We start from the raw sequence: 23,666 nt of genomic DNA on the forward strand, positions 1-23,666 counted from the left end.
TGTAATGATCGCTTTTACAAATTTTTCTGTTCTGTGATAATCTAACAAACATTGCGCAGCGTGATTGAGACCAAGGGCTTTACCTCTTTGAGCAGGAATTGCGGCGAGATACTCCATTTTTGTATCGTATCCTGAAATATTATTTGCTTCATGAAATTGCTGGTGAATTGAATCTATGGTTTTCTTTAGTTTCTCTTGATCTAAGTTTTCTTTAATTATTGAATTACCGAGCGATGTAATAAGGTCTATCGTATTAGTTTGAGACATGAATGGGTTTTAGGTTGGTGTATGATCAATAGGACTTTGTAATATAAACAAAGCCAATTTAATCAAAAGATACTACTATTAAGTTTAATCAATTTAGGAAAGTATCGCATTGATAGTACTGTAACAAATGTAGCTACCAGAATAAAGTTATAGAGGTAAAATAAAAGAGAATAGAACCTCATAATTAGTTGGTCCTATTCTCATTATGTAAGATGATTGTAATAGCAGAGTTACAGTTACTTCTTAAATTCTATAGGAATTCTAGTTACTGTTACCTTCCATATTTTATTAGATGCCCCAGATTTGCCAGATCCATAAGTAGAAGGAGAGTCCTCATACGCTTCAATACCACCGTAAATATGACCTATTTCTACTTGTTGAGAGTTAGTAAAAGTCTTTTCGCTATCAATCACATCTGCTTCTACACCATCAATGCTTAAATATTTGGCATTGCTATTAGGTATGAAAACAGCCTCTGCTCCATAGTAATACTTTGAAGGAAAAGCCTTTGAAATGGTGTCAAAAGAGCTTTCTAAACTTTTTAAATTATACTTTGAATACCCTAGTGTATTTGTGAATCCTGATAGATGGTCATCTGCTTTTCCATTACCTATTCCTCCTGGTAAAAATGTATGAATTTCACTGTTGCTGGAATCGTAAATAGTAAAGTCAGGACAGGAATAAACATTGCAATCCTTTTGATTATGATTATTGTCGACTTTATATTTTTTATCAGCATCTGGTGTGATATAAATAGCATCATTCCATGCAGCAAAGTGATATTTAAAGACACCACTCATTAATGCAAAATTTGGAGCTAACTTACTATCCTTATCCATATATACAGACGAGGTTACTGGTAAATCCCTTCTTCTAAAAATAGAAGTGCTATCTGCTAGTTTCAAATCTTTTAACTGTGTTGCTGTTAAGTCACTGATCGTATCTGTAACGGTAGCTGTAAGATCTAAAGATTTTTTTGAATCGCTAAATTCTAACTGATAAACTGAGTTAAGATAAACTTGTTCATTGTTATTAAAATTATGTCCTCCAGCAAGGTAAAATTCATTACCAGCTTTCTTTAATTCTCCTCCGGTAATGCGCAATGATGGATTATTACCAAATTTAAATACCTTCATCCACTCGTCAGTTGTTAAACTATAATCACCTTGCACTAAACGAGATAATAGTGGTACATTGATTTTTGCGATGGCGTCAAATGTATGGTAATTTGCTGCCGTAGGAACTTCTCCTACCGGTGCACCATAACCACCTATAACATATAAATCATCACCAGTTTGTAAAACTTGAGGATTAGAACATAAAAATATGCTTCCATATTGACTTAATTTATCTCCTACTAGAGTACAAACTTTCTGTATTTCAGTAGATGCATCATTTCCTCCATCTCCCATAAAATAAATATTTTCTACCATTTTCCGGTAGTCGAGAGTAGCCTTGTTTCCAGTTTTAGGGTTGAAAACATAGATGTTAGAATTGAAAGATTTAGGCGGAAACGACTTCAGAGAATAATCTGCTGTGAGGTCATGTAAGCCACCATTAGAATCATTTTCTCCGTTAGTCCTACCGGCAAAAAGAATCCAGTCTTCTCCATGTGTAGCATGTACAAATGATTGAAGAGCTGGCGATGTTATGTTCTCTTGAACAGGTTCTAGCGATACTTCATAAGTATATGTAGTAGGGTAATTTGCTGGGACATCTTGACGAGCTTCCTTCTTTTTACAAGAGACATTGAAAAAGATTAATAATGCAGGTGCGATTATGTTTAATGTTTTAATATTCATGAGGTTGGTTTTAAAGGGTTTTGCAATGGTTAAAATTAAGTCACATCTTTAAGGTGTACAATGTGTATAAATACCCAAAATTAAGATTGTTTAACGGTGAAGTTATATCATCGCTTTCGCGAAAGCGAAACTAAAACCATTGATTTCCACACAACACTTCTTATAAGTATAAAAAAGCTAGATAGACAGTCTAAGTCCATCTAGCTTTTCTATTTGTTAAAACGTGTTCTTAATAAGATCCAGATGCAATCGCTTCTGCTTTTGCTTTAAGAAATTCAGCTTGTTTTTCAGGAGTGATCTCAATTTGAACCAGCCTCCAAGTTAAGTTGTAAGTACTTTGTTGGAAACTAGAAGGAAACTGTCCGAAAAAAGGATCATTCATATTAAGCGCAGTAGTTGCAAATGATGGCTGTCCTTTTGAAAATAGTTTCATCTCGCATACTGATCCGTCCACAGATCCTGTTGCAGAGCGGTAATATTGCCATACTAGAGATTTATCACCATGTGTATTTATGAGAGATCTTTTTCCATCTTGTGGCGTTCCAGAGGTATTGTAAGGTGTTTTAGAAGTTTGTGAAAAATCATAAGACATTTTATCTACGATTTCTTTTTCATTGGAAGTTCCTTTTCTAAGTGTTACGGTTTTGTAATTAAATGCAGGTTGCTTGCTTTTAATTGCGTCCATTACTTCTTTTACGGTGGATGAAGGAGGTAAATCGGTGAGCTGGATGTTTTCAAAATAGCAAAACAGTCCTACGATTCTGAAGCTTACTTGAAGTGGTGAGGTCATAATATAAATTTTAGTAGATTAGTATGATGTAAAACTAATTGTAAATCAGACAGTTTATATCAGTACAAATACCCAAATTACGACCAACACTTAATATTATGTGATGGTACTTATATGGCGATGGTGTCTTTATAAGTAAGCAAATAAAAAATCCCCAAACCGAAAGGTTTGGGGATTTTTATTTAAACACTAAAATCTATCTATTTTAAATCAAATCTATCCAGCTGCATCACTTTAGTCCATGCTGCTATAAAGTCGTTAACAAAGCGTTCTTTAGCATCTTCACTTGCATATACTTCAGACAGTGCTCTTAATTCAGAATTAGAACCGAATATTAAATCAACGCGAGTCGCATCCCATTTTTTGTTATTTGTATTGCGCTCTACAATCTCAAATAAATTCTTATTATTTTCTACTGGTTTCCAACTATAATCCATGCTCAACAGATTTTTAAAGAAATCATTTGATAACGTTCCTGGCTGCTCTGTAAGGATTCCAGTTTTAGAACCATCATAATTTGCACCTAGCGCACGCATTCCACCTACTAATACAGTCATTTCTGGTGCACTTAATGTTAATTGTTGTGCTTTGTCTACTAATAACTGTTCAGGTGTAAGAGTATATTCCTTTTGCTGAAAGTTAGTAAACCCATCTGCCATAGGCTTCAATAAGTTAGTACCATTGATATCTGTTTGATCCTGTGTTGCATCAGTTCTTCCAGGAGTAAAAGGCACTTCAATAGAGTAACCTGCTTTTTTTGCAGCATTTTCAACGGCTACATTACCACCTAATACCACAAGATCTGCTATAGATATCTTTTTGCTTGAAGTATCAAAATCATCTTTAATATCACGATATACATTAAGCACTTTTTTCAATTGAGCTGGATTGTTTGAAGCCCAATTTACCTGTGGCTCTAATTGTATTCTACCACCATTTGCTCCACCACGACGGTCTCCATGACGGTAAGTAGATGCAGCATTCCATGCGGTTGTAACTAGCTCATTAGTCGTTAATCCAGATGCTTTTATTTTACCTTTCAGTAGATTGATATCGCTTGTAGATACTAGATTGTAATCTCTTGCAGGAACTGGGTCTTGCCAGATAAATTGCTCTTGAGGCACTTCAGGTCCTAGATAAGTAGAGCTAGGTCCCATATCTCTATGTGTTAGTTTGAACCACGCTTTCGCGAAAGCGGCATCAAATTCCTCAGGGTTTTCATAAAATCTCTTAGAAATCTTTAAGTATTCTGGATCTTTAATCAAAGATAAATCGGTCACTAGCATTGTAGGAGCAACTTGCTTATCCTTATCAAAAGCATGTGGATACATTTTTTCTGGGTTTACAGCCTCAAATTGGTGAGCGCCTCCGGGACTTTTAGTTAGTTTCCATTCGTGTTCAAAGAGACTTTTAAAATAACCGATTCCCCATTGTGTAGGTGTATTAGTCCATGTAACTTCTAAACCAGAGGTAACAGCATCTGCTCCTTTACCACTTTTATGAGCGCTTTTCCATCCCATTCCTTGGTCTTCAATTGCTGCACCTTCTGGAGCGGCACCTAAATTTTCACCGCTAGAAGCACCATGTGTTTTTCCTAAGGTATGTCCACCGGCAATTAATGCTACGGTTTCTTCATCATTCATTCCCATACGTCCAAAAGTCTGACGAATATCGTGTGCTGCTAATACTGGATCTGGATTACCGTTAGGACCTTCTGGGTTTACATAGATTAATCCCATTTGTGCGGCTGCTAGTGGTGTTTCTAATTCTCTATCTTCATTGAATCGTTCATCACCTAACATTTCGCTCTCAGAACCCCAATAAACATTAGTCTGTGGTTCCCATGTGTCTTCACGACCACCAGCAAATCCTAGTGTTTCAAATCCCATGTTTTCAAAAGATACATTTCCTGCTAGAATCATTAAATCTGCCCAAGAGATTTTCTGTCCATATTTTTGTTTTACTGGCCATAATAATCTTCTTGCTTTATCTAGGTTAGCATTATCTGCCCAGCTATTTTGTGGTGCAAATCGTTGTTTACCTTCACGCGTTCCACCACGACCATCACCAGTTCTATAAGTTCCAGCACTGTGCCACGCCATTCTAATGAATAGTCCGCCATAGTTTCCAAAATCGGCTGGCCACCAGTCTTTGGAGTCTGTTAAGGCTAGTTCGATATCTTTTTTAAGCGCATCATAATCTAGGCTTTCAAATTCTTTCTTATAGTTAAATTCTTCTCCTAATGGGTTAGATATATCACTGTTTTGACGTAAGACACTTAAGTCTAAAGAATTAGGATACCATTGCTGGTTGGTTTTACCTTCACCTTTAGTCATTGATCCTGCTGACTTTGTAGTTCCAAAACCAAGTGGACACTCTGCCTTACTTGCTGTTGCTACATCAGTAGGCTTATTCATGTGGAAGGTGTAGTAATAGCCTCCAAAAAGACCTAGTAAAGCGACTATCGCTATACTTGAATAAATTAAAATTGTTTTCATGTTATAGATTTAAGAACAAAATTAAAATAGTTTATATCTATTATAAATTATTTACGATAAGATATTCCTATTAAAATATCTACGAAGGTTATTTCCTATTAAGGGTTGTAATTTTCTTATTTAGAAATGGAAGAGATTCAGATAGTTGAAAAGAAAGTCAGTGAAACTATGGACATTTTTGCTAGTAGGAATACGCTTAAATTAGGTATAAAAAAATCCCTGAACTAACAAGTTCAGGGATTCTCGATATAATATTTGCGGTCACAAGGACTGTAAATTTAATTACTTCACTTCTTCAAAGTCTACGTCTTCTACATCACTTGTATCATCTGCAGATGATTGCTGCGCTCCAGCATCTGGTCCAGGCTGTCCACCTTGCGCTTGTGCTGCTTGTGCCATGTCTGCACTTGCCGCTGTCCATACGTTGTTTAACTTCTCTAAAGCAGGATCAATTTGTGCGATATCCTTAGTTTCATAAGCTTTCTTCAACTCTTCTAGCGCCTCAGTAATAGGAGCTTTCTTGTCTTCAGGAAGTTTATCACCAAATTCTTCTAACTGTTGTTCCGTTTGGAAAATCAATTGGTCTGCACTGTTCAATTTATCAGCTGTTTCTTTTGCTTTTTTATCAGCATCAGCATTTGCAGCTGCATCTTGCTTCATTTTCTCGATTTCTTCTTCAGAAAGTCCAGAAGATGCCTCGATACGTATATCTTGTTTCTTACCAGTCGCCTTGTCCTCTGCACTTACTTTGATGATACCATTTGCATCGATGTCAAAAGTAACTTCAATTTGTGGAGTACCTCTTCTCGCTGGTGCAATTCCATCTAAGTGAAATCTACCTATGGTTTTGTTATCAGTCGCCATAGAACGCTCACCTTGTATCACGTGAATCTCAACACTAGGTTGATTATCTGCAGCGGTAGAGAATACTTGAGACTTCTTAGTTGGGATTGTTGTATTAGACTCAATTAATTTAGTCATCACACCACCCATAGTTTCAATACCTAAAGAAAGAGGTGTAACATCTAATAAAAGAACGTCTTTTACATCTCCTGTAAGAACTCCACCTTGGATCGCAGCACCTATGGCTACAACTTCATCAGGATTTACACCTTTTGATGGTGCTTTACCGAAGAATTTCTCAACAGCTTCTTGTACTGCAGGAATACGAGTAGATCCACCTACAAGGATAATCTCGTCGATATCTCCAGTAGAAAGTCCAGCGCTTTTTAAAGCTGTTTGACACGGCTCAATAGTTCTTTTTACTAAGTCAGAAATTAATTTCTCAAAACTAGATTTAGTAAGTGTTTTTACTAAGTGTTTAGGTCCGCTTGCTGTAGCAGTAACATATGGCAAGTTAATCTCAGTTTGCGCGCTTGAAGAAAGTTCAATCTTTGCTTTTTCAGCAGCTTCCTTAAGACGTTGTAACGCCATAGGATCTTTTCTTAGATCGATATCTTCAGCAGCTTTAAACTCATCTGCTAGCCAGTCTATAATTTTTTGATCTACATCATCACCACCTAAGTGTGTATCACCATCTGTAGAAAGTACTTCAAATACTCCATCACCTAACTCAAGGATAGAAACGTCATGTGTTCCACCACCAAAGTCAAAAACCACAACCTTTTGATCAGTATCCTTTTTATCAAGACCGTAAGCAAGAGCTGCAGCAGTAGGCTCATTAATAATACGCTCTACTTTAAGACCAGCGATCTCACCAGCTTCCTTAGTAGCTTGACGTTGAGAATCATTAAAGTAAGCAGGTACAGTAATTACTGCTCCAGTTACTTCAGTTCCTAAGTAATCTTCAGCCGTTTTCTTCATTTTTTGAAGAATCATAGCACTTAACTCTTGTGGAGTATAAAGACGTCCATCGATATCTACACGTGGTGTATCGTTATCACCTTTTACTACACTATAAGGAACACGCTCAGCTTCATTTGAAGATTCGCTGAATTTGTTACCCATAAAACGCTTTACAGACGCAACTGTTTTAGTTGGGTTAGTTACTGCCTGTCTTTTTGCAGGATCACCTACCTTAATTTCACCACCTTCTACAAAGGCAATTACAGAAGGAGTTGTTCTTTTACCTTCAGAATTAGGGATTACTACAGGCTCGCTTCCTTCCATTACAGAAACACAACTGTTAGTCGTACCTAAGTCTATTCCTATTATTTTACTCATTATAAATTATTTTAATTTTTGTTTTCTATTTAATTACGTCTTCCATAGGTCAATGTCTATGCCATGCCATAAGTAATGACATGATGTCATTTTGACTGTCATAATGGATAGTTAATCCCTTAGATATTATATAATAAGCATTTAATTCACTCATTATAATTGTTAAGTGCACAGCAAGTAGTTATAGCAATTTAAGATCCTTTATCAGTTCATAAAATAGAATGAGTAAAACAAGTTTGATATTAATTTCGCTTTCGCGAAAGCGAGATAAACACTACAATTACCTCAATAATTACATTTATCTTTGTTTAACAAATCAAAAGTTATTTTTAAAACTATTTATGTCTCAGAATCCTCCTAAAATTGAAGCGATAAGCGTCTTTGATATGCTTAAAATAGGTGTAGGTCCTTCTAGTTCACATACACTCGGACCGTGGCAAGCTGCAAGAGATTTTTTAAATAAGTTGCGCAGTAAAAACAGATTGCCATTAGTACAGTCTATAGAAGTAGATCTTTATGGTTCTCTATCCTTAACAGGTAAAGGGCATGCTACAGACCTTGCATGTATTCTAGGACTTACTAATGCAGATCCTGTGACGTGCAGTATTGAAGAGATTCCTGAAATAATAGATTATATAAATTTTCAAAAAGTGTTGCAGTTAGATGGCGTTCATTTAATACCATTTGATCCTAAAACACAAATTCATTTTAACCGTAACTTTTTACCATATCATCCTAATGGAATGCGTTTCAAGGCCATTCTTGCAGATGGTAAAAGCGTTTTTGAAACCTACTTTAGCATAGGCGGTGGTTTTTTCATTCAGAAGGAACGTAAGCGATCTGCAAAGAAAGTGGCTCTATTTGAATGTTTTCCACGCCCTATATCTAAGGCGACAGAGTTATTAGCCTATTGTGACCGTGAAAATAAATCGGTATCTCAAATTGTATTAGAAAATGAAGAATACTTAAACACACCAGAGGTTATTGACCAGAAGTTAAAAGCCATTTGGGATGTAATGTTAGATTCTGTTTACACAGGTTGTCATACAGAAGGTATTCTTCCTGGTGGACTTAAAGTGCGTAGACGTGCTTTTGACACTCATGAACGATTACAAAAAGGCAAACCTTATTCTAACAAAGAAGAGTGGATAGAAGCTATACGCAATACTGAAGTAAAATTCAGAGAAATATTAAAATGGGTTTCTTGTTATGCACTTGCCGTAAATGAAGTAAACGCCTCATTAGGTAGAGTAGTAACCGCTCCTACTAATGGTAGCGCTGGTGTTATTCCTGCAGTAATATTGTATTACATGACTATCGAGAATCATGATGCCAACTTTGACGATGTGAAAAAATTCTTGCTGGTAGCTGGCGAAATAGGAGCTTTGTTTAAAAAAGGTGCAACTATAAGTGCTGCAATGGGTGGCTGTCAAGCAGAAATAGGAGTAAGCAGCGCCATGGCTGCAGGCGCTTTGACAGAGCTTATGGGAGGAACACCTGCTCAAGTATTAATGGCTAGCGAGATCGCAATGGAACACCATCTAGGACTTACTTGCGATCCTATAGGAGGTTTAGTACAAATTCCTTGCATAGAACGCAATGCCATGGGAGCGATAAAAGCAATCAATGCCTGTGAAATGGCACTAGACAACGATGCCAAAAATGCTAAGGTACCTCTAGACAAGGTTATTGAAACCATGTGGCAAACGGCACAAGACATGAATACTAAATATAAAGAAACCAGTGAAGGTGGACTCGCGGTAAATGTGGCACTATCTGATTGCTAGATTTTTTCTTAATCATTACAGCAGTTGTTTAGATGCGGTTGGATTAAACCTAGTAGTCTAAATAAATTTAGATTATAATTAGGTTTTTACATAAAAAGATTGATTTTGCTATTTTTTTAAGAGAATACTAGCAATTTTCAAAAGCTAATCTTGATACTTTTGATCATTATCTTTTTTTTATGAGTAATAAACTACCTTTTCATATTTTAATAGCGCTCACCTTATTTTTATTCACATCATGTGCTATAAAAAAACTTCAAATAGATAGCGATCGCTTACCTATAAGTCCAAAGTCATCTACAGATTACCGCAGCTTTTACTTATTAGGAAACCTTAATTCTACAGATGCGCCAGATGCTAATTTTAAAGCGATCATAAACGATATCAAATCAAGAAGTAAAAAAGAGGACTTTACTCTGATTCTGGGCGATAACGTTGATTCAGAAAATTTTAATCGTAAGGATAAGGACGAGAAAGACAAAGAAGCCTTTAAAAACAAACTTGAGATTATAAAGGGACTTAACAGTAGTGTTTATGTTCTTGCAGGAAACGAAGACTGGAATGATGAAGGCCTCAAAGGACTCAAAAATATTGAGGAAATGGTAGAAGATGTCCTCGATAACGATGAGGCTTTTCAACCAGAGAACGGCTGTCCATTAGAAGAGATTGAGATATCAGATTCTATGCACCTTTTTATAGTAGACTCGCAATGGTACATAGAAGACTGGAATAAAAATCCTGATTTTAATGATAAATGTGAGATAAATACCAGAGAAAAATTTATTACAGTACTTGCAGACGAGATGCGCAAGCAACGACATAAAACGGTTATCGTTGCCATGCACCATCCTATATATTCTAATGGTGTCTATGGTGGTCAAATGAGTATTGAAAACATTTACCAGCCTAGTATTGAAAATTTTTATGTGCCTGTATTGGGTAGTGCATGGAGTTTTATTAGATCTCAAGGTAGTGTTTCTAGACAAGATCGCTACAATCCATTGATGAATGAACTAATGGAGGAAATTAAAAGCGCTAGCACTGATTTAGACCGTGTATTTTTTGTGAGCGCTCATGAAAAAACTCTCCAGTTTATAGATCACGATCATATGAAGCAAATAGTTTCAGGAACTACCGTTGAAGAAGGTTATGCCAGTCTTGGAAAGAAGGGAATTGTGAGTAGTGGCGAGCGCGGCTATGCAGAGCTTAGAGTTTATAAAGACAAATCTTCTGAAGTGTTTTTCTATCAAGTAAAAAATGGAAAAGTAAAAGAAGTTTTTTCTGGTGACGCTTTCGCGAAAGCGGTACCCTACAACCTGGATTCTTTGCCCTTAATAACTAACGACTTTAAAAAAGCATCTATCTATAAAAAAGAAGAAACTGTTAAGGATGAAGAGTATGAAAAGTTTTACGGTAAGCACTATCGCACGCTTTACGGTCTAGATGTTAAAGCACCAGTTGTGATGCTGGATACACTTTATGGCGGCCTTAAAGTAGAACGTGCTGGTGGTGGTAATCAAACTCAAGGATTGCGTCTTGTAGATAGTCTGGATAGAGAATTTAATATGAGAGCTCTTGAAAAAGACGCTATACAATTTTTAAAAAGCGCTGGCTATGGAACAGTTGACGTAGATAAATATTTTGGTGGTACATTCCCTCAAGAGTTGATAAGAGATTTTTATACAGCAGCGCATCCTTATGGAGCATTTGCCGTTCCTAGACTTGCAGGAGCGATAGATTTGAATCACACGCATCCCAAATTATTTTATGTGCCTAAACAAGCAACTTTGGGAGACTTCAATAAAACTCATGGAGACCGTTTATACATGATTGTAGAAAAGCCAGACGACTCTTTTAAAAACAGTCACATGTTTGGTAATAATCAAGACATAGAAAGTACACAAGACTTTTTTGATAAAATAAGAGAAGATGAGAAATACCGTCTAGATGAGCGCATGTATATAAGAGCTCGTATTTTTGATATGCTTTTGGGAGATTGGGACAGGCATGAGGATCAATGGCGATGGGCAGAAATCGTTGATCCAAAAGATGATGAGAAAGTAAATTTTATTGCGATTCCTAGAGATCGTGATCAGGTTTTTGCGAGATTTGATGGAGAATTGCTCGATTTTATGAGAAAATGGATGAAGGGCTCGAGACAATTTGGCGTTTATGGTCCTAACATAGAACATATTGAAGAATTCAGTCAGAGTGCTATTAAATTAGACCGAGCTATTTTGCAAAGCAGTGACATAGAACTGTGGAAGGAAGAAGTGGCATATATTCAAAAACACATCACGCCAGATGTAGTTTCCAAAGCATTTAACGAAATGCCAGATGAGGTAAAAGATGAATTATGGCAACAAACTCAGCAAGATCTTCTCGATAGAAAAGAAAACTTAAATGATATCGTTAATCGTTATTATGAGCATTTTCTCAAGTTTCAAACTCTTAAAGGAACAGATAAGGACGACTACTTTACCATTACAAGATTACCTAACGGTATAACAACTATAGAAGCCCATCGTATTAAGGATGGAGAAAAAGGAACCTTATTGTTTTCTAGAACTTTTGATCAAAAACTTACCCAAGAAATCTGGATCTATGGACTTGACGATGATGATGTTTTTGAAGTCAAAGGAGAAGGAAATGATTTGATCAAGATAGTAATCTCTGGAGGAAAAGGTGAGGATCAATATAAAATTGAAAACGGTAAAAACATCGAGATCTACGATTACAAATCTGAAGAGAACGAGTTAAAAGAGAAAAATGGTGCCAAAGCTATTTTTAGAGATGACTATGATATCAATCACTATGACACAGAGAAAGTACCTTCAACAGCTGCCAAGCCTCATTTAGTATTAACCTATAATCCAGATCATGGTGTTGCACCATCTATAGGTTTTACAAAGTCAGTCATAGGATATGAGCGCAACCCATATTCTTCTATGTATGGTTTTAAAGCACAATATTTTTCTCTTACTCAGGCCGCAAAATTTGATGTTTTTGCTGGACTTGGAAATGCCGTAGGACATTGGAATCTAGAATTTAAAGGATTAATAACTACTAACAATTATACCGAAAACTTTTTTGGGTATGGAAATGATTCAGAATTTGATCGTGATACTAATTATGATGCAAATCGCATACAATTGCAACGCCAGGAAGCAGGATTTCACCTTATTAAATTAGGTCATTACGGCAGTAAATTTGATATAGGAATAGGTTACAAAGCAGTAGAAACAGATGTTAATGTGCCAGCTGCAACTAGAATCACTCAGTTACGAGATGATTACCTGCAGTTTCACGCAAATTACGAATATAAAAGTAAAGATAACGATAGGTTTCCTACACGTGGAATGCTTTTTAAAACTTCAACAGCTTTTACTGATGACCTTTCTAACGACAGGTACTTCTTTACTATTGATCCAGACCTAACGTTTTGGAACGCTATAAATGATAATCGTACCATAGTTCTTAAAACAAATCTAGCAGCACAAACCAGAATAGGGGACGACCCTTATTTTTACCAGGCAGCTGTTTTAGGAGCAAATAATGGGTTGCGTAGCTTTAGAACAGAGCGTTTTGCAGCAAATTATGCTATAAATGCTAGTGGAGATTTGATTTTTGACTTAAAACCGATGAAAACTAAATTATTACCATTGCGCTTAACGCCGTATATAGGTTATGATATCGGGAAAGTATGGATGGATAACACAGACTCCACACGTTTCTATAATTCTTATGGCGGAGGTTTTCAGTTAAGTATGACAGGATTGTTCAGTTCTAGTTTTTCCTATTTCCACGGTGATGAAGGAGGTAGATTACAATTCGGGCTTACCATTTCACAATAGTTTTTAAAGAGCACCTAGGATTGTTGAGATTCCGCTTTCGCGAAAGCGTAACAAATAGTAACTTTATTCTACATATAAAGCATTATGACTAACGATACCATCCTCGCTGCAGATTTACCAAATATTGAAGTAACCGATTTTAGAAAGCATCCCAAGCGGTTTCTGAACAAAAAATTAATTGCTAAGATTCTGGTATTTATACCGCTACTAGCCGGAGTTGTTGTGGCTTACTTTGTTGTTACTGAATATCCATGGTTGTGGAAGGTTGCTGGCGGTTTATGGGTAGTCTTACTTATTTTAAGTGTTTTTATCTCTTATAAAGAGTATTTTGTAAGAGGTTATATTTTAAGAGAAAAAGACATTACCTATAGAAAAGGCTGGTTGTTTCATAGTCAAATTACGGTTCCATTCAATAGAATACAGCACACAGAAATTAATCATGGTCCTATAGATCGCTTATTTAAACTGTGCCAGCTGGATATTTTTACCGCAGGTGGTAGTTCTAGCGATTTAAGTATAAGCGGTCTCGATCCTAAAGAAGCTGCAAAACTTAAAGAGTATATTTCTGGAAAACTTTCTGCTCATGCTTGATTTAACCACGCCGCAACGACAGAGCAAGAAAATCATTTTCTTTTACTTATTTAAAAGTTTTAAGGGGCTATTTTTATATGTACTGTTTGCCTTAATAGGCAGTGGATCTAGCAGTCAGTATGGATCTTACATAACTATGTTTATTATTTTTATTGCGGTGATGTCTTTAGTTTCACCAATTATAAGATATATTTATTTTACCTTTCATATTGAAGATAATGAGCTTATTATACAAAAAGGACTCTTACAAAAAGAGCGCAAAGCCATTCCACTAGAACGTATTCAATCAATTAATATTAATCAGAATATCATCCAGCGTATTCTAGGTATCGTTTCTTTAGAAGTAGAAACGGCAGGTTCTAAGGCAAAAGAATTAGAAATTCCTGGTCTTGATAAAATTTTTGCCAGTCAGTTCAAAGAATTATTGCAAGAACGCAAAGAAGAAATCACAGAAGAAATTAATCCTGTTGAGGTTGAAGAAACAACTGCTTCAGATGTATCGCAAGACACTGCTCATGAATCTCTTCAAAAAGCAACCGCCCAAAAAAGAACCGCTGTTTCAGAAACCATCATTTTAAAGCTAGGTTTTCTAGATATTTTAAAAGTAGGTATTACTCAAAACCATTTGAAAAGTGGTGGTCTAGCTATAGGAGTTGCTGCTGGTGGATGGTATCAAATAAATGAAATTCTTCAGGAGTTATTGCCAGATCTATTTAAAGAATTCTCATGGCAAAATATAATTTCTAGTGCTAGTGTAGGGATTGCTGTAAGCTTTCTAATTTTATTTTTATTCTTCTCGGTCATCATAAGTATTGTGCTTGCTTTCAACAAATATTGGGATTTCAGTATGGTGAGAAAAGGGGATGATCTTGAGTTGAAGATGGGACTGTTCAATAAAAAGGAAATAAAAATACCTCTAAGTAAAGTACAGGTGTTAGAATTTCATTCAAATCCGTTGCGTAAATTGTTAGGGTTTCAAACCGCCTACATCTATCAAGCGCAGTCTACAGATAGCAAATTAGGAAGCGTATCTGTTCCTGCATGTAAAAAAGAGCACAGAGTCTTATTGCAAAATTTAATCTTTGAAGAGTCTATTGATGCGACAGAACAAGAGTTGCATTGCAATCCTTATTCTTATGCACGATTAAGATTTTATATCACATCTACCGTCATTTTCCCGATGATAGCCGTGGCTTATTATTTTGAACAATATGTTGCAATAGTACCACTAGTAATCGTACTGCTCTTGCTTGTATTTGCTGCTTATATGTATGGCAAACACAGTAAAGTGATAAAAGATGATGATTTTGTTGTTTTTCAAAAAGGCTGGATCTTTCCGCAAACTATTGTCTCACCAGTTTTCAAAACTCAGGCAGTAGAAAAATGGCGCAGTGTATTTTTAAAACGTAGGCGAGAAGCTCATTTTAAATTACACACCGCTGGTGGCACTAGAGGATTAAGGTATTTTAAAGAAAATGAGCTCAATACATTACTAAATTCGGTGAACAATCAAGTTATTGTAAATGATAAAAAATGGATGTGATAACTAAAGCATTACATCACCACCCAAAAGCATCATTAATTTCTTGACAAACTACCTTTCCAGACACGATATTTAATCCAGATCGCAATGCGGCATCTTTTTCACATGCTTTTTCCCATCCCATTTTTGCCAGTTTTAATACATAAGGTAGCGTGACATTAGTAAGTGCTACTGTTGAGGTATAAGGAACTGCACCAGGCATATTGGCCACCGTATAATGTACTACATCATCAATTATGTATACAGGATCTTCATGAGTAGTAGGTCGTGTAGTTTCTACGCAGCCACCTTGGTCTACAGCTACATCTACAATCACGGTTCCTGGACGCATTTCTTTCAACATGTCTCTTGTTATAAGATTTGGAGCTTTTGCTCCTTTAAGCAATACGCCACCTATGATCAAATCATGTGTTTTGATATGCTTTCTTATATTAAACTCGTTTGAAAACTCTGTAACTACATGTGGTGGCATGACATCATTTACATATCTTAAACGCTTCATGTTGATATCCATTATGGTAACGTGAGCTCCTAAACCAGCAGCCATTTTTGCCGCTTGAATTCCTACCACTCCAGCTCCTAAAACCAATACCTTACCAGGCGCAACGCCAGGAACGCCTCCTAAAAGCACGCCACGACCTTTTACTGGTTTCTCTAAGTATTTTGCTCCTTGTTGTATGGCAAGTCTCCCTGCAACTTCTGACATAGGTGTAAGGAGTGGTAACGTACCATCGGCATCTTCTACGGTTTCATAAGCTATGCAAACAGCTTTTGATTTTATCATCGCCTTAGTTAACAGCTCGCTGGATGCAAAATGGAAATAGGTAAAAACTAGTTGTCCTTCTTTTATTAAATCATACTCCTCGGCGATAGGTTCTTTAACCTTAACGATCATCTCACTGCTGTCGTACACTTCTTCAATGTGATCTAGAATAACAGCTCCAGCCAGTTTATAATCTTCATCAAAAAAACCACTTCCTTCTCCAGCACTTTTTTGTACATAAACCGTATGATTGTCTTTAACTAGTTCAAAAACTCCAGCAGGAGTAATTCCTACTCTGCTTTCATTATTTTTTATCTCTTTAGGAATCCCTACAACCATGTTGAAGCTTTTTAAATTACAGGGCTAAGTTGGTTTATTTTATATAAATATGAAAGTTACTGTTAAATTTTATAGGGTTTGAGGTTTAAAATAATTCAATATATGTGTTTATACCCTATAAAAAATAGGGTATAACTTTAATATTGTGTTTTAAAAATTATTTTAAAAGATAGGATGAAATAAGTTCCGCTTTCGCGAAAGCGAGATCACCGTAAAAATTATCAAAAGTTTCACGTGTTTAGAATACCGATAGAACACGACCGATTTCTATCAATTAAAAAGTGTTCAGGTAAAATACTGTCATCTATTCTCCTGATTGTTTTGAAAATAGGAGCGTAGACGCTAAAGCCAGCATAGTAAAATAATTGTAAAAATTTATGCTATCGCTGCGTGAGAGGCAGTTTTCTTGTGCTGAATTAATTCTGTAATGGCATCCCATAGCTGAATGCGCTTTTCTAAAGATTGCTTAGCAACCACAAGGGTTTCATTCCATTTTTGATCATCGTCCTGACACAATTCTGCAACCATTTCTAGAGATAATGGTCCGTGCTCATCGCCATCTAACTCTATGTGTCTATTGAGGTAATAATTAATCTTACTGTATTGATGGTCTTTTTGCACAGAATTTTCTAGAATTTCTAGAAACATATCAGGAATTACATCTTCACGTCCAAAGGTAAATGCAGACGCTACTAGATGCATTTTATTAGTCTCGATAATAGAGAAGGTGAACTTTACAAAATCTGCTATTTTTTCCTCAATGCCTATTTCATTCAAGGCAAAATTTACCGATTGTCCTGATTTTATATGATTGATAAATGCATCAATGTCACTCGTAGAAGCGTCTATTTGTTGCATGGCTTCTAGATACATTTCAAAATGACTTTTAGGTTCTCCTAGCTCGTTTACATCACTTTCTTCACCATGCACTATTTCATTAATAAATCTCGATAGTACTGGATTTTCTGGTGGCGTCCAAGGAGTGGTAACATTAGTGAGATTAACTTGAAGTGTTTTTAATAAAGACATAAAATCCCAAACGGCAAACACATGATTCTCCATAAAAACTTTAATATCCTCAATGTTTTTGAGGTTGTTGTAAAGTTTATGATTCTTTAATTGAGATCTCAGGTCTTCTAGTTCGTTTTCTATATGTTGTATTCTCATCATGTTACTCATCAGTATCTATTAGTTTAATAGCAATCACCTCACTAAAGGGGCAAAAATAACACTAATAAGTTCGAACTTTTTCTTAAAACTTTCAACAAAATTATAAGTCTACCTAGTTGCAATCTAATGGTGAAAAAGAGCACATAATTGAAAATAAAGCTCTAATCGCCGTAGCAAACAAGCTCCTAAAACAATGTTTTGCTATCGCAAAATCTGGTAGGCCTTATGATGAAACCTACGTTTCAAAATTAGGGTAGCTGGAAGTAATTAGATAGAAATAAAAAGCTCAGAAATCAAATTACTGACTTCTGAGCCTCAAAAAATAGTGTCTAAATTTAATGAAGAAAAAGGTTGTTTTTTACCTCAGTTCTTTGTTAGCGAGAGTTATTTTTATTCGCTTGGAATAAGAACAACACTGTAAGGACTTTCTTGTATTGTATCTCCAACTTTTTGATTCAGTTTAAATCCATCTTTTGGTTTTTTTACTTTGATAATCTCTACGAATAGATCACGTTCTTCCAAGTTTATAACTCGACCGAGGTATTCCACATCAGTACTGGCACTGCTACTTTTACTATATCTTTTCGAAGCTGAAGTCATTCCCATTACTAGTCTACCGCTAGTATAAAGGCTAAAATATTCATTTTCTTGTTCTCTGTATTTCTCAATTGGTTTATTTTGGTCGTCCCACGCATAGGCACTATCCGTGTTTTTTTTCAATAAACGTTCAAATTTTTTCAAATATTTGGTTTGTTCACGAAAGTTAATAGGTTCGTTATTCAAATATCTGTGATATGTTACTCGAATTATTTCGCTCATATGATATGAAGATGACACTCCATTTAACTTAAAATATAGCTTCAATAGCCCTTTTTGGCCCTTTATATTATGCCAATTGGGTGTATGTAAATCAAACGCCCAATTGTATTTAAAAGTTGCTACTTGTTCTGGTGCAATTTTAAAATCATATTTTATTGTATCGTTCAGTTCATTATTGAATTTAGAAATAGTTTTTCTCATTCCAAATGGTATTTTACTTGAAGAACAGGAAAAGATTAAAATTGATAATAATATTATTGGAACGATTTTGTTCATAATTCTCGCTAACGTAATTGTATAAGATTAGTGGCGTGTTTAAGCACTAAATTTAGCAAATAAATCACAGATAGAAAGTCCTCTATGACTTTCGTAAGTAGGCTATTATAAGCAATGAATTATGAAAATTGCTAGCCCTAGTTATTTTATTCAAAGTTAATATTCCAGCCATTTCTCAATGATTGCAATTTTGGCACAACACAAGATTTTTCATCATTCTCATTCGACACGAAAATCGGAATCAAGTCTCCTTTCTTTTTATCACTCATAATAGAAAAGTCAGTTGTAAATGATTCTCCAATAATTTTATTCCCGTTTCTTGTTTCATATTCATAATGAACTATAATTCCTTGTCCTACATTAGAAACTGGAAGTCCCGATTTTGGCATCATAGAAACTATCTTTCCTTTTGAAACTTTTCCTAATTTGTAGAGTTTGAGTTCTTTTTTTAGGTTTAAGAGTGAATAAATAAGAAATGGTAACCCTATAATTAGAAATGGTATCGGAAAAATTAAAAAGAAACCTGTTGAAAATCCATACGGTTTTAAGTCTTTTACTATCGAACTTCCATTCAACTCTTTAATTTTAATATCATTTCCAATTTCTAGTTTTTCTATTTTTCTATCTTCTAGAACCTTATATTTTGATTCAATTTCCTTTCCGTTATCTGAATATTTGTACGAAATTATTGTAGGATGAACTCCGTTAATAGTCACATTGTATTGTGTTTCAATATCAGTTATTATAGCAGTATTTTCTCTTCCTTGTGAGTTTATCAATTCATAATCAACTTTTGGTGTGTCATTGCCGATTGATGAAAACACAATAGATAAAATTATAACAAGGAATAATGGAAGTAGAGTAAAAAGAAAACCAAAAAGCATTGGAATCGGTTTCTTTTTTAGAATATTTAGTATGGTTGAGAATGTTACTTTTCTTGGTGTATTATTCATTCGTGCGTTTCGTTTTTCTAATATTGGCTAACGTTGTTGTGTATGGTTAGTTGCGTGTTTCAGCAACTAATTTAGCAAATACAAACCGAATAGAAAATCCGCGAGGATTTTCGTAATTAGGCGAGTACTAGCAATGAATTATACACGGTGTTGCCATTTCGTTGTTTTTATTCAGATTTTATATTATTCCACTAAATTTCGTGTTCCGCTTCTCAGAGTTTGAGTGAATTCAGTTAGCGTTTTATTCCGCAATATTTTTCAATTCCGATTGAGTGAGAAATTCCGCAACTTGCTAAATTCCGCATTCAATTATTGTTTCGTTTTTCAATTCACAGTTCTAATAAGATTTCAGAAATGCATTTATACTATTTCCCCAAATTGTCATTATCATAATTTCAATTATCTGAAAGAGTAGAATGAAAAGTATGATTTTATAAAACTTCTTCTCTTTTTTCCAAATCAGGATTATTACTGTTATTATTTGAATGATTCCGAATATTATGTTTAAAGCATAAATGACAATATCTCCACCAGAAACTCCAACATTTTTATAAAAAATAAATGAAAACATTAAAAATGAAATCAAACAATTTATTAGAATCCATTTTTTTAATTTGGTCATATTTATTTATCGGTTTTGAGTGAGTTCCGCAATGAATGGCCACTTGTTATATCAACCCAAATATACACTTTATCCATATCTATGACTGGATAAACTCATCGTAACTAAAGTCATTACCAACTATAAATAAGCAGTAGGACTTACACTTAAACAGGCGATTTGAACAGTTTGAAAGGTGATATCGTGTTGAAGCAATTTTCTTCAAATGGAGTTTTAAATAACTCAGTCAGTATAAAAACGTCTTCGACAAGCTCAGACTGACAATTAAAGACTTATGCGCTCAGACTAACAACCTCTTAAAATTGAAACAACTTTCCTTTGCCAACTAACAATCTTAAACTAATACCTACTTCAGTGAACTCAAAACCTGCGGCTGTGGCGCTAGCGATGTTGCTGTATTTTCCATAAGCGCCTAATTGTAATCTCGGCGAAAGGCTATACGTAGCTCTTCCTTCTGCTCTTAACAACGTAGTGGCATCGTCGTTTTCTACAAATTGATATCCGCCAGCGACATTGGCATTGTAACTCCATTTTCCGGCAGTTCCATTAAGATCTAAAAATGCTTCAACGGCTTGGTATTTACTTGGGCTAAAGTATTGCTCTGGAATTTGCTCTGCATAACTCAAGTATTGGTAATTGATTCCGCCTTTTAAAGCTGGAGACTTGGTAAAGGTGTAGTACAAAGAAGTAAACAATAAGTTTCTAGAGTTTCCATCGGTTTGTTGTGTATGCATCAATCCTGTGTACCATCCTAGATTAAAGGTCGTTCCCATGTTGTAATTAAGCATGTAATTATTCAAGAAGATCTTTTCGTCTATCAGCGCTGCATTAAAATTTTGTAGTTCGCGGCTGTAACCTATTTCTAGATTTTGTAAAGCAAAAGGTTGAGTTTTTAAGAAAATAGAACCGTTCACATCTGTATAGCTATTCGTGTCTGCATCTGCTTTTGTAAAACCTACGGTATTCTCAATCCAGGTGTTGTTTTTGATTCGGTATTTAGCACCTAACACGATGTTCGTATTGTTTGCCATATTACCTTGCGTCATATTTTCTGTGGTTCTATAACTGTAATTTAAACTAGTTGTAAATCGATCAGAAAACGGAATCGTAGTGTTGATGCTTGCTCCATAAGCTTCGTTATCTCCATTGTCTCTCGTGTAAGCCGCAGTAGTATTCACTGATGGCGTTAAAGTATTATCTATGGTGGCGATAAGTGCTTTGGCATCTTTTTGTTCTGGATAATAACTCAATGTTTTTTGAGCATATTCATAAGCTTTAGAAAGATTTCCTTGACCTCTGTAAGCATTGGCTATTCCTAGATTACCAGTAAAAGAAGTACTGTCTTTAGCAAGAATGGTTTTATAATAATCAATTCCTTTATTGGTTTTACCTGTGTACATAGAAAGTGATGCACTCAACGCAACCATACGACTATTTGATCCTAATTGCGCGGTTAGCGAATCAATATGTGTTCTTGCTTGCTTGTATTTGCCGTTCCAGATCAATGCTTGTACATATCGTTCCTGACTGTCCATCATTTTTATAGAATCATTTTGTGCAAGTCCAGTAGCTTTAGTCGCAAGTTCTAAAGCGTTTTTATCCTTTTGCATTAAATGTGCTACCAGCGATTGACCTATAAGACCTGCAACTGGATTTTCTAAACTGTTGTAAACCTCATTTGCTTTTTCAAAATCTTGGCTCGTCACATAAACGTTTGCCAGTGACATAGTAGAATCATTATCGTTTGGAAAATCTTGTAAATTTTGCTTTAATAAAGCAATGGCTGTCTCATAATCTTGAAAAACCAAAACCTGAGCCGCTTTCCCTAACTTCATGTATTTTCTGGAAACCATAGCATTTGCATTGCCTGGTAGGATCTCAAGGGCTTTATTCACATATAATAAAGCGTTGTCATATTCTTTTAAGTTAGATAAGGTGTTGGCATAACCTAATGTCGCAGGAAAACTAGTGGAATCTTGCTGCACCAAATTCACATACATGGTTTTTGCATCTTCATAATCTTTGTTCCACAATAGTGATTCGGCAACGTTCAAAGAAACTTCAAAGTCCGTAGGATAATCGGCTTGTAGTTTTGTAAAAAGCTCTTTTGCCTCAACCGTATGACCGTTAAGTCCTAAAGCACGACCGTAACAAAGCCTTGCCGTCTTATTAGTAGGATAGCTTTCAAGAATGTTGGCAAAAAACTCTTGGGCCTCACTATATTTACCAGTTTCTAAGTAAGTAAAACCGGCACTCATATCTTGTGCATAAGACGTTGCGCTGATCAATACGATAATAAGGAAAACTAACTTTTTCATTGTGTGATTATTTACAGTTGCAATTTATAACCACTTCCAGCCGTGTTAATCTGTGGCTATCTACCATTCGACTATACATTTGGTCGATTCAAAGAGGTTCATTTTAGATCAACGTCAGTTCTGCGTCCTCGATCAGAAAAAGTCGTTCTTTTTGAAGATGTTGTTATCTCTATATATAGATGGTTTTTATTCCGCTTTCTTACCGTGTCAAGCACGGCATAAACTTCTTTAAGATTCCGCTTTCGCGAAAGCGAAATTCTCAAAGAAAGCGGAACACATATCCAACTCATAATCTGGTTAAAAGTGGAATTCTTACCACTCGTCTACAGCATATTTCATCTCGTCGAAATACTGGCTTTTAGACTTTGATAAGACTGCATATTTGCATCGTAATTAAAAATCAGAACAGTTATGTCTTTAACACTTATAAAAAACAACAACCCATTAAGAGTCGTTCATAATGTGAAAGCAGCACCTGAATATGCTGGATTATCCATCGTTCACAGACGAGTGAATAGAGGTGTGATCCAATTAGTAACTTCTATATAACAGCATCATGATCGCCATCGCACACAAAATAAAAAAGACCTTTACTCAAGAACAACTTTTCATGTTGAGCGCCTTTGTGGTGAATGGCGGTAATTATTTATACAATCTATTATTAGGTCGTTATTTAGGACCTACACAATTTGCAGACGCTGCTATATTAATTACTTTATTGCTGGTCCTTTCTTTTGTAGCGATGACTTTTCAATTAACCGTAACAAAATTCACAGTCGAGTTAGAACAGTTGCAACGAGAACAGCTCATTGCTAAAGCCTACAAATATGCCATAAGCACAGGAATCGTTCTAGGAATGGCTACGGTAGTTTTTGCTGGCGAGTTGCAAGCTGTTTTCCAAACGCAATCTGCCGGAATGTTCGTTGCCTTTGGACTGGCGATACCTTTGTACTTTATCATGAGTGTGAATCGTGGGATTTTACAAGGCGATAGCAAATTTGGGAATCTAGCGATGACCTATCAATTAGAAATGCTGTGCAGACTGTTGCTCACATTTACCTTTTTGATCCTATTTGATTTACCATCAGAA

General features: G+C 35.5%; 15 protein-coding genes and 2 pseudogenes. 6 read left to right on the forward strand and 11 right to left on the reverse strand.

What is annotated here, in order from left to right:
• The 5 genes and pseudogenes from A9Q93_RS12110 to dnaK all read right to left on the reverse strand — a co-directional run.
• Positions 1 to 267, reverse strand: a pseudogene (locus A9Q93_RS12110) (phytanoyl-CoA dioxygenase); the annotation flags it as partial.
• A 236-nt stretch (positions 268 to 503) separates the two neighbouring features.
• Positions 504 to 2,069, reverse strand: coding sequence for a hypothetical protein (locus A9Q93_RS12115; RefSeq protein ID WP_303687665.1), 1,566 nt, complete (start codon positions 2,067 to 2,069; stop codon positions 504 to 506).
• 229 nt (positions 2,070 to 2,298) lie between these two features.
• Positions 2,299 to 2,859, reverse strand: a complete 561-nt coding sequence (locus tag A9Q93_RS12120; protein ID WP_303687666.1) for a hypothetical protein — start codon at positions 2,857 to 2,859, stop codon at positions 2,299 to 2,301.
• A 200-nt stretch (positions 2,860 to 3,059) separates the two neighbouring features.
• A complete protein-coding gene (gene katG / locus A9Q93_RS12125) occupies positions 3,060 to 5,195 on the reverse strand; it encodes a catalase/peroxidase HPI (protein WP_303687679.1) in 2,136 nt (711 codons plus the stop codon).
• Positions 5,196 to 5,639: 444 nt separating this feature from the next.
• On the reverse strand, positions 5,640 to 7,541 hold the full coding sequence (gene dnaK, locus A9Q93_RS12130) for a molecular chaperone DnaK (RefSeq protein ID WP_303687667.1): 1,902 nt from the start codon (positions 7,539 to 7,541) through the stop codon (positions 5,640 to 5,642).
• Between the two features lie 341 nt (positions 7,542 to 7,882).
• On the opposite strand from dnaK, the gene A9Q93_RS12135 reads away from it, so the two are divergent.
• The 4 genes from A9Q93_RS12135 (at position 7,883) to A9Q93_RS12150 (ending at position 15,316) form a co-directional block, all read left to right on the forward strand.
• Positions 7,883 to 9,328, forward strand: a complete 1,446-nt coding sequence (locus A9Q93_RS12135) for an L-serine ammonia-lyase (protein WP_303687668.1) — start codon at positions 7,883 to 7,885, stop codon at positions 9,326 to 9,328.
• A gap of 179 nt (positions 9,329 to 9,507) precedes the next feature.
• A complete protein-coding gene (locus A9Q93_RS12140) occupies positions 9,508 to 13,182 on the forward strand; it encodes a metallophosphoesterase (RefSeq protein WP_303687669.1) in 3,675 nt (1,224 codons plus the stop codon).
• A gap of 84 nt (positions 13,183 to 13,266) precedes the next feature.
• Positions 13,267 to 13,773 (forward strand): PH domain-containing protein, encoded by a 507-nt coding sequence (locus A9Q93_RS12145; protein ID WP_303687670.1) that lies wholly within the window; start codon positions 13,267 to 13,269, stop codon positions 13,771 to 13,773.
• Positions 13,766 to 15,316, forward strand: a complete 1,551-nt coding sequence (locus A9Q93_RS12150) for a PH domain-containing protein (RefSeq protein ID WP_303687671.1) — start codon at positions 13,766 to 13,768, stop codon at positions 15,314 to 15,316. Before A9Q93_RS12145 ends, A9Q93_RS12150 begins: the two co-directional genes overlap by 8 nt.
• 16 nt (positions 15,317 to 15,332) lie before the next feature.
• Here the strand turns inward: A9Q93_RS12150 and ald are convergent, their stop codons facing one another.
• The 6 genes from ald to A9Q93_RS12180 all read right to left on the reverse strand — a co-directional run bounded on the left by ald (position 15,333) and on the right by A9Q93_RS12180 (position 22,866).
• Positions 15,333 to 16,418 carry an alanine dehydrogenase gene (gene ald / locus A9Q93_RS12155; protein ID WP_303687672.1) on the reverse strand — a complete coding sequence of 362 codons (1,086 nt, stop codon included), beginning with the start codon at positions 16,416 to 16,418 and terminating at the stop codon, positions 15,333 to 15,335.
• A gap of 375 nt (positions 16,419 to 16,793) precedes the next feature.
• Positions 16,794 to 17,588 (reverse strand): DUF3050 domain-containing protein, encoded by a 795-nt coding sequence (locus A9Q93_RS12160; protein WP_303687673.1) that lies wholly within the window; start codon positions 17,586 to 17,588, stop codon positions 16,794 to 16,796.
• Between the two features lie 390 nt (positions 17,589 to 17,978).
• The gene (locus A9Q93_RS12165) at positions 17,979 to 18,683 is read right to left on the reverse strand and encodes a DUF6794 domain-containing protein (protein ID WP_303687674.1); all 705 of its coding nucleotides are present in this window, start codon (positions 18,681 to 18,683) and stop codon (positions 17,979 to 17,981) included.
• Between the two features lie 146 nt (positions 18,684 to 18,829).
• The gene (locus A9Q93_RS12170) at positions 18,830 to 19,636 is read right to left on the reverse strand and encodes a hypothetical protein (protein WP_303687675.1); all 807 of its coding nucleotides are present in this window, start codon (positions 19,634 to 19,636) and stop codon (positions 18,830 to 18,832) included.
• 918 nt (positions 19,637 to 20,554) lie between these two features.
• Entirely contained in the window at positions 20,555 to 22,576 is a 2,022-nt protein-coding gene (locus A9Q93_RS12175; protein WP_303687676.1) for a tetratricopeptide repeat protein, read from the reverse strand.
• 98 nt (positions 22,577 to 22,674) lie between these two features.
• Positions 22,675 to 22,866: a hypothetical protein gene (locus tag A9Q93_RS12180; RefSeq protein ID WP_303687677.1), complete on the reverse strand. Its 192-nt coding sequence runs from the start codon at positions 22,864 to 22,866 to the stop codon at positions 22,675 to 22,677.
• A 121-nt stretch (positions 22,867 to 22,987) separates the two neighbouring features.
• Between A9Q93_RS12180 and A9Q93_RS12185 the strand changes: the two genes are divergently transcribed.
• A complete protein-coding gene (locus tag A9Q93_RS12185; RefSeq protein ID WP_303687678.1) occupies positions 22,988 to 23,125 on the forward strand; it encodes a hypothetical protein in 138 nt (45 codons plus the stop codon).
• Positions 23,126 to 23,132: 7 nt separating this feature from the next.
• Positions 23,133 to 23,666: pseudogene (locus tag A9Q93_RS12190) on the forward strand (sugar isomerase); the annotation flags it as partial.

This window comes from Nonlabens dokdonensis, assembly GCF_002162835.1.
Lineage (GTDB): Bacteria > Bacteroidota > Bacteroidia > Flavobacteriales > Flavobacteriaceae > Nonlabens > Nonlabens dokdonensis_B.

Excerpts from the sequence above, each read along its gene's own strand:
- dnaK (WP_303687667.1), bottom strand. The coding sequence starts at position 7,541 with ATGAGTAAAATAATAGGAATAGACTTAGGTACGACTAACAGTTGTGTT.
- A9Q93_RS12175 (WP_303687676.1), bottom strand. The coding sequence starts at position 22,576 with ATGAAAAAGTTAGTTTTCCTTATTATCGTATTGATCAGCGCAACGTCT.
- A9Q93_RS12185 (WP_303687678.1), top strand. The coding sequence starts at position 22,988 with ATGTCTTTAACACTTATAAAAAACAACAACCCATTAAGAGTCGTTCAT.
- A9Q93_RS12115 (WP_303687665.1), bottom strand. The coding sequence starts at position 2,069 with ATGAATATTAAAACATTAAACATAATCGCACCTGCATTATTAATCTTT.
- A9Q93_RS12160 (WP_303687673.1), bottom strand. The coding sequence starts at position 17,588 with ATGATGAGAATACAACATATAGAAAACGAACTAGAAGACCTGAGATCT.
- A9Q93_RS12150 (WP_303687671.1), top strand. The coding sequence starts at position 13,766 with ATGCTTGATTTAACCACGCCGCAACGACAGAGCAAGAAAATCATTTTC.
- A9Q93_RS12180 (WP_303687677.1), bottom strand. The coding sequence starts at position 22,866 with ATGAGTTGGATATGTGTTCCGCTTTCTTTGAGAATTTCGCTTTCGCGA.
- A9Q93_RS12145 (WP_303687670.1), top strand. The coding sequence starts at position 13,267 with ATGACTAACGATACCATCCTCGCTGCAGATTTACCAAATATTGAAGTA.
- A9Q93_RS12140 (WP_303687669.1), top strand. The coding sequence starts at position 9,508 with ATGAGTAATAAACTACCTTTTCATATTTTAATAGCGCTCACCTTATTT.
- katG (WP_303687679.1), bottom strand. The coding sequence starts at position 5,195 with ATGACTAAAGGTGAAGGTAAAACCAACCAGCAATGGTATCCTAATTCT.
- A9Q93_RS12170 (WP_303687675.1), bottom strand. The coding sequence starts at position 19,636 with ATGAATAATACACCAAGAAAAGTAACATTCTCAACCATACTAAATATT.
- A9Q93_RS12135 (WP_303687668.1), top strand. The coding sequence starts at position 7,883 with ATGTCTCAGAATCCTCCTAAAATTGAAGCGATAAGCGTCTTTGATATG.
- ald (WP_303687672.1), bottom strand. The coding sequence starts at position 16,418 with ATGGTTGTAGGGATTCCTAAAGAGATAAAAAATAATGAAAGCAGAGTA.
- A9Q93_RS12120 (WP_303687666.1), bottom strand. The coding sequence starts at position 2,859 with ATGACCTCACCACTTCAAGTAAGCTTCAGAATCGTAGGACTGTTTTGC.
- A9Q93_RS12165 (WP_303687674.1), bottom strand. The coding sequence starts at position 18,683 with ATGAACAAAATCGTTCCAATAATATTATTATCAATTTTAATCTTTTCC.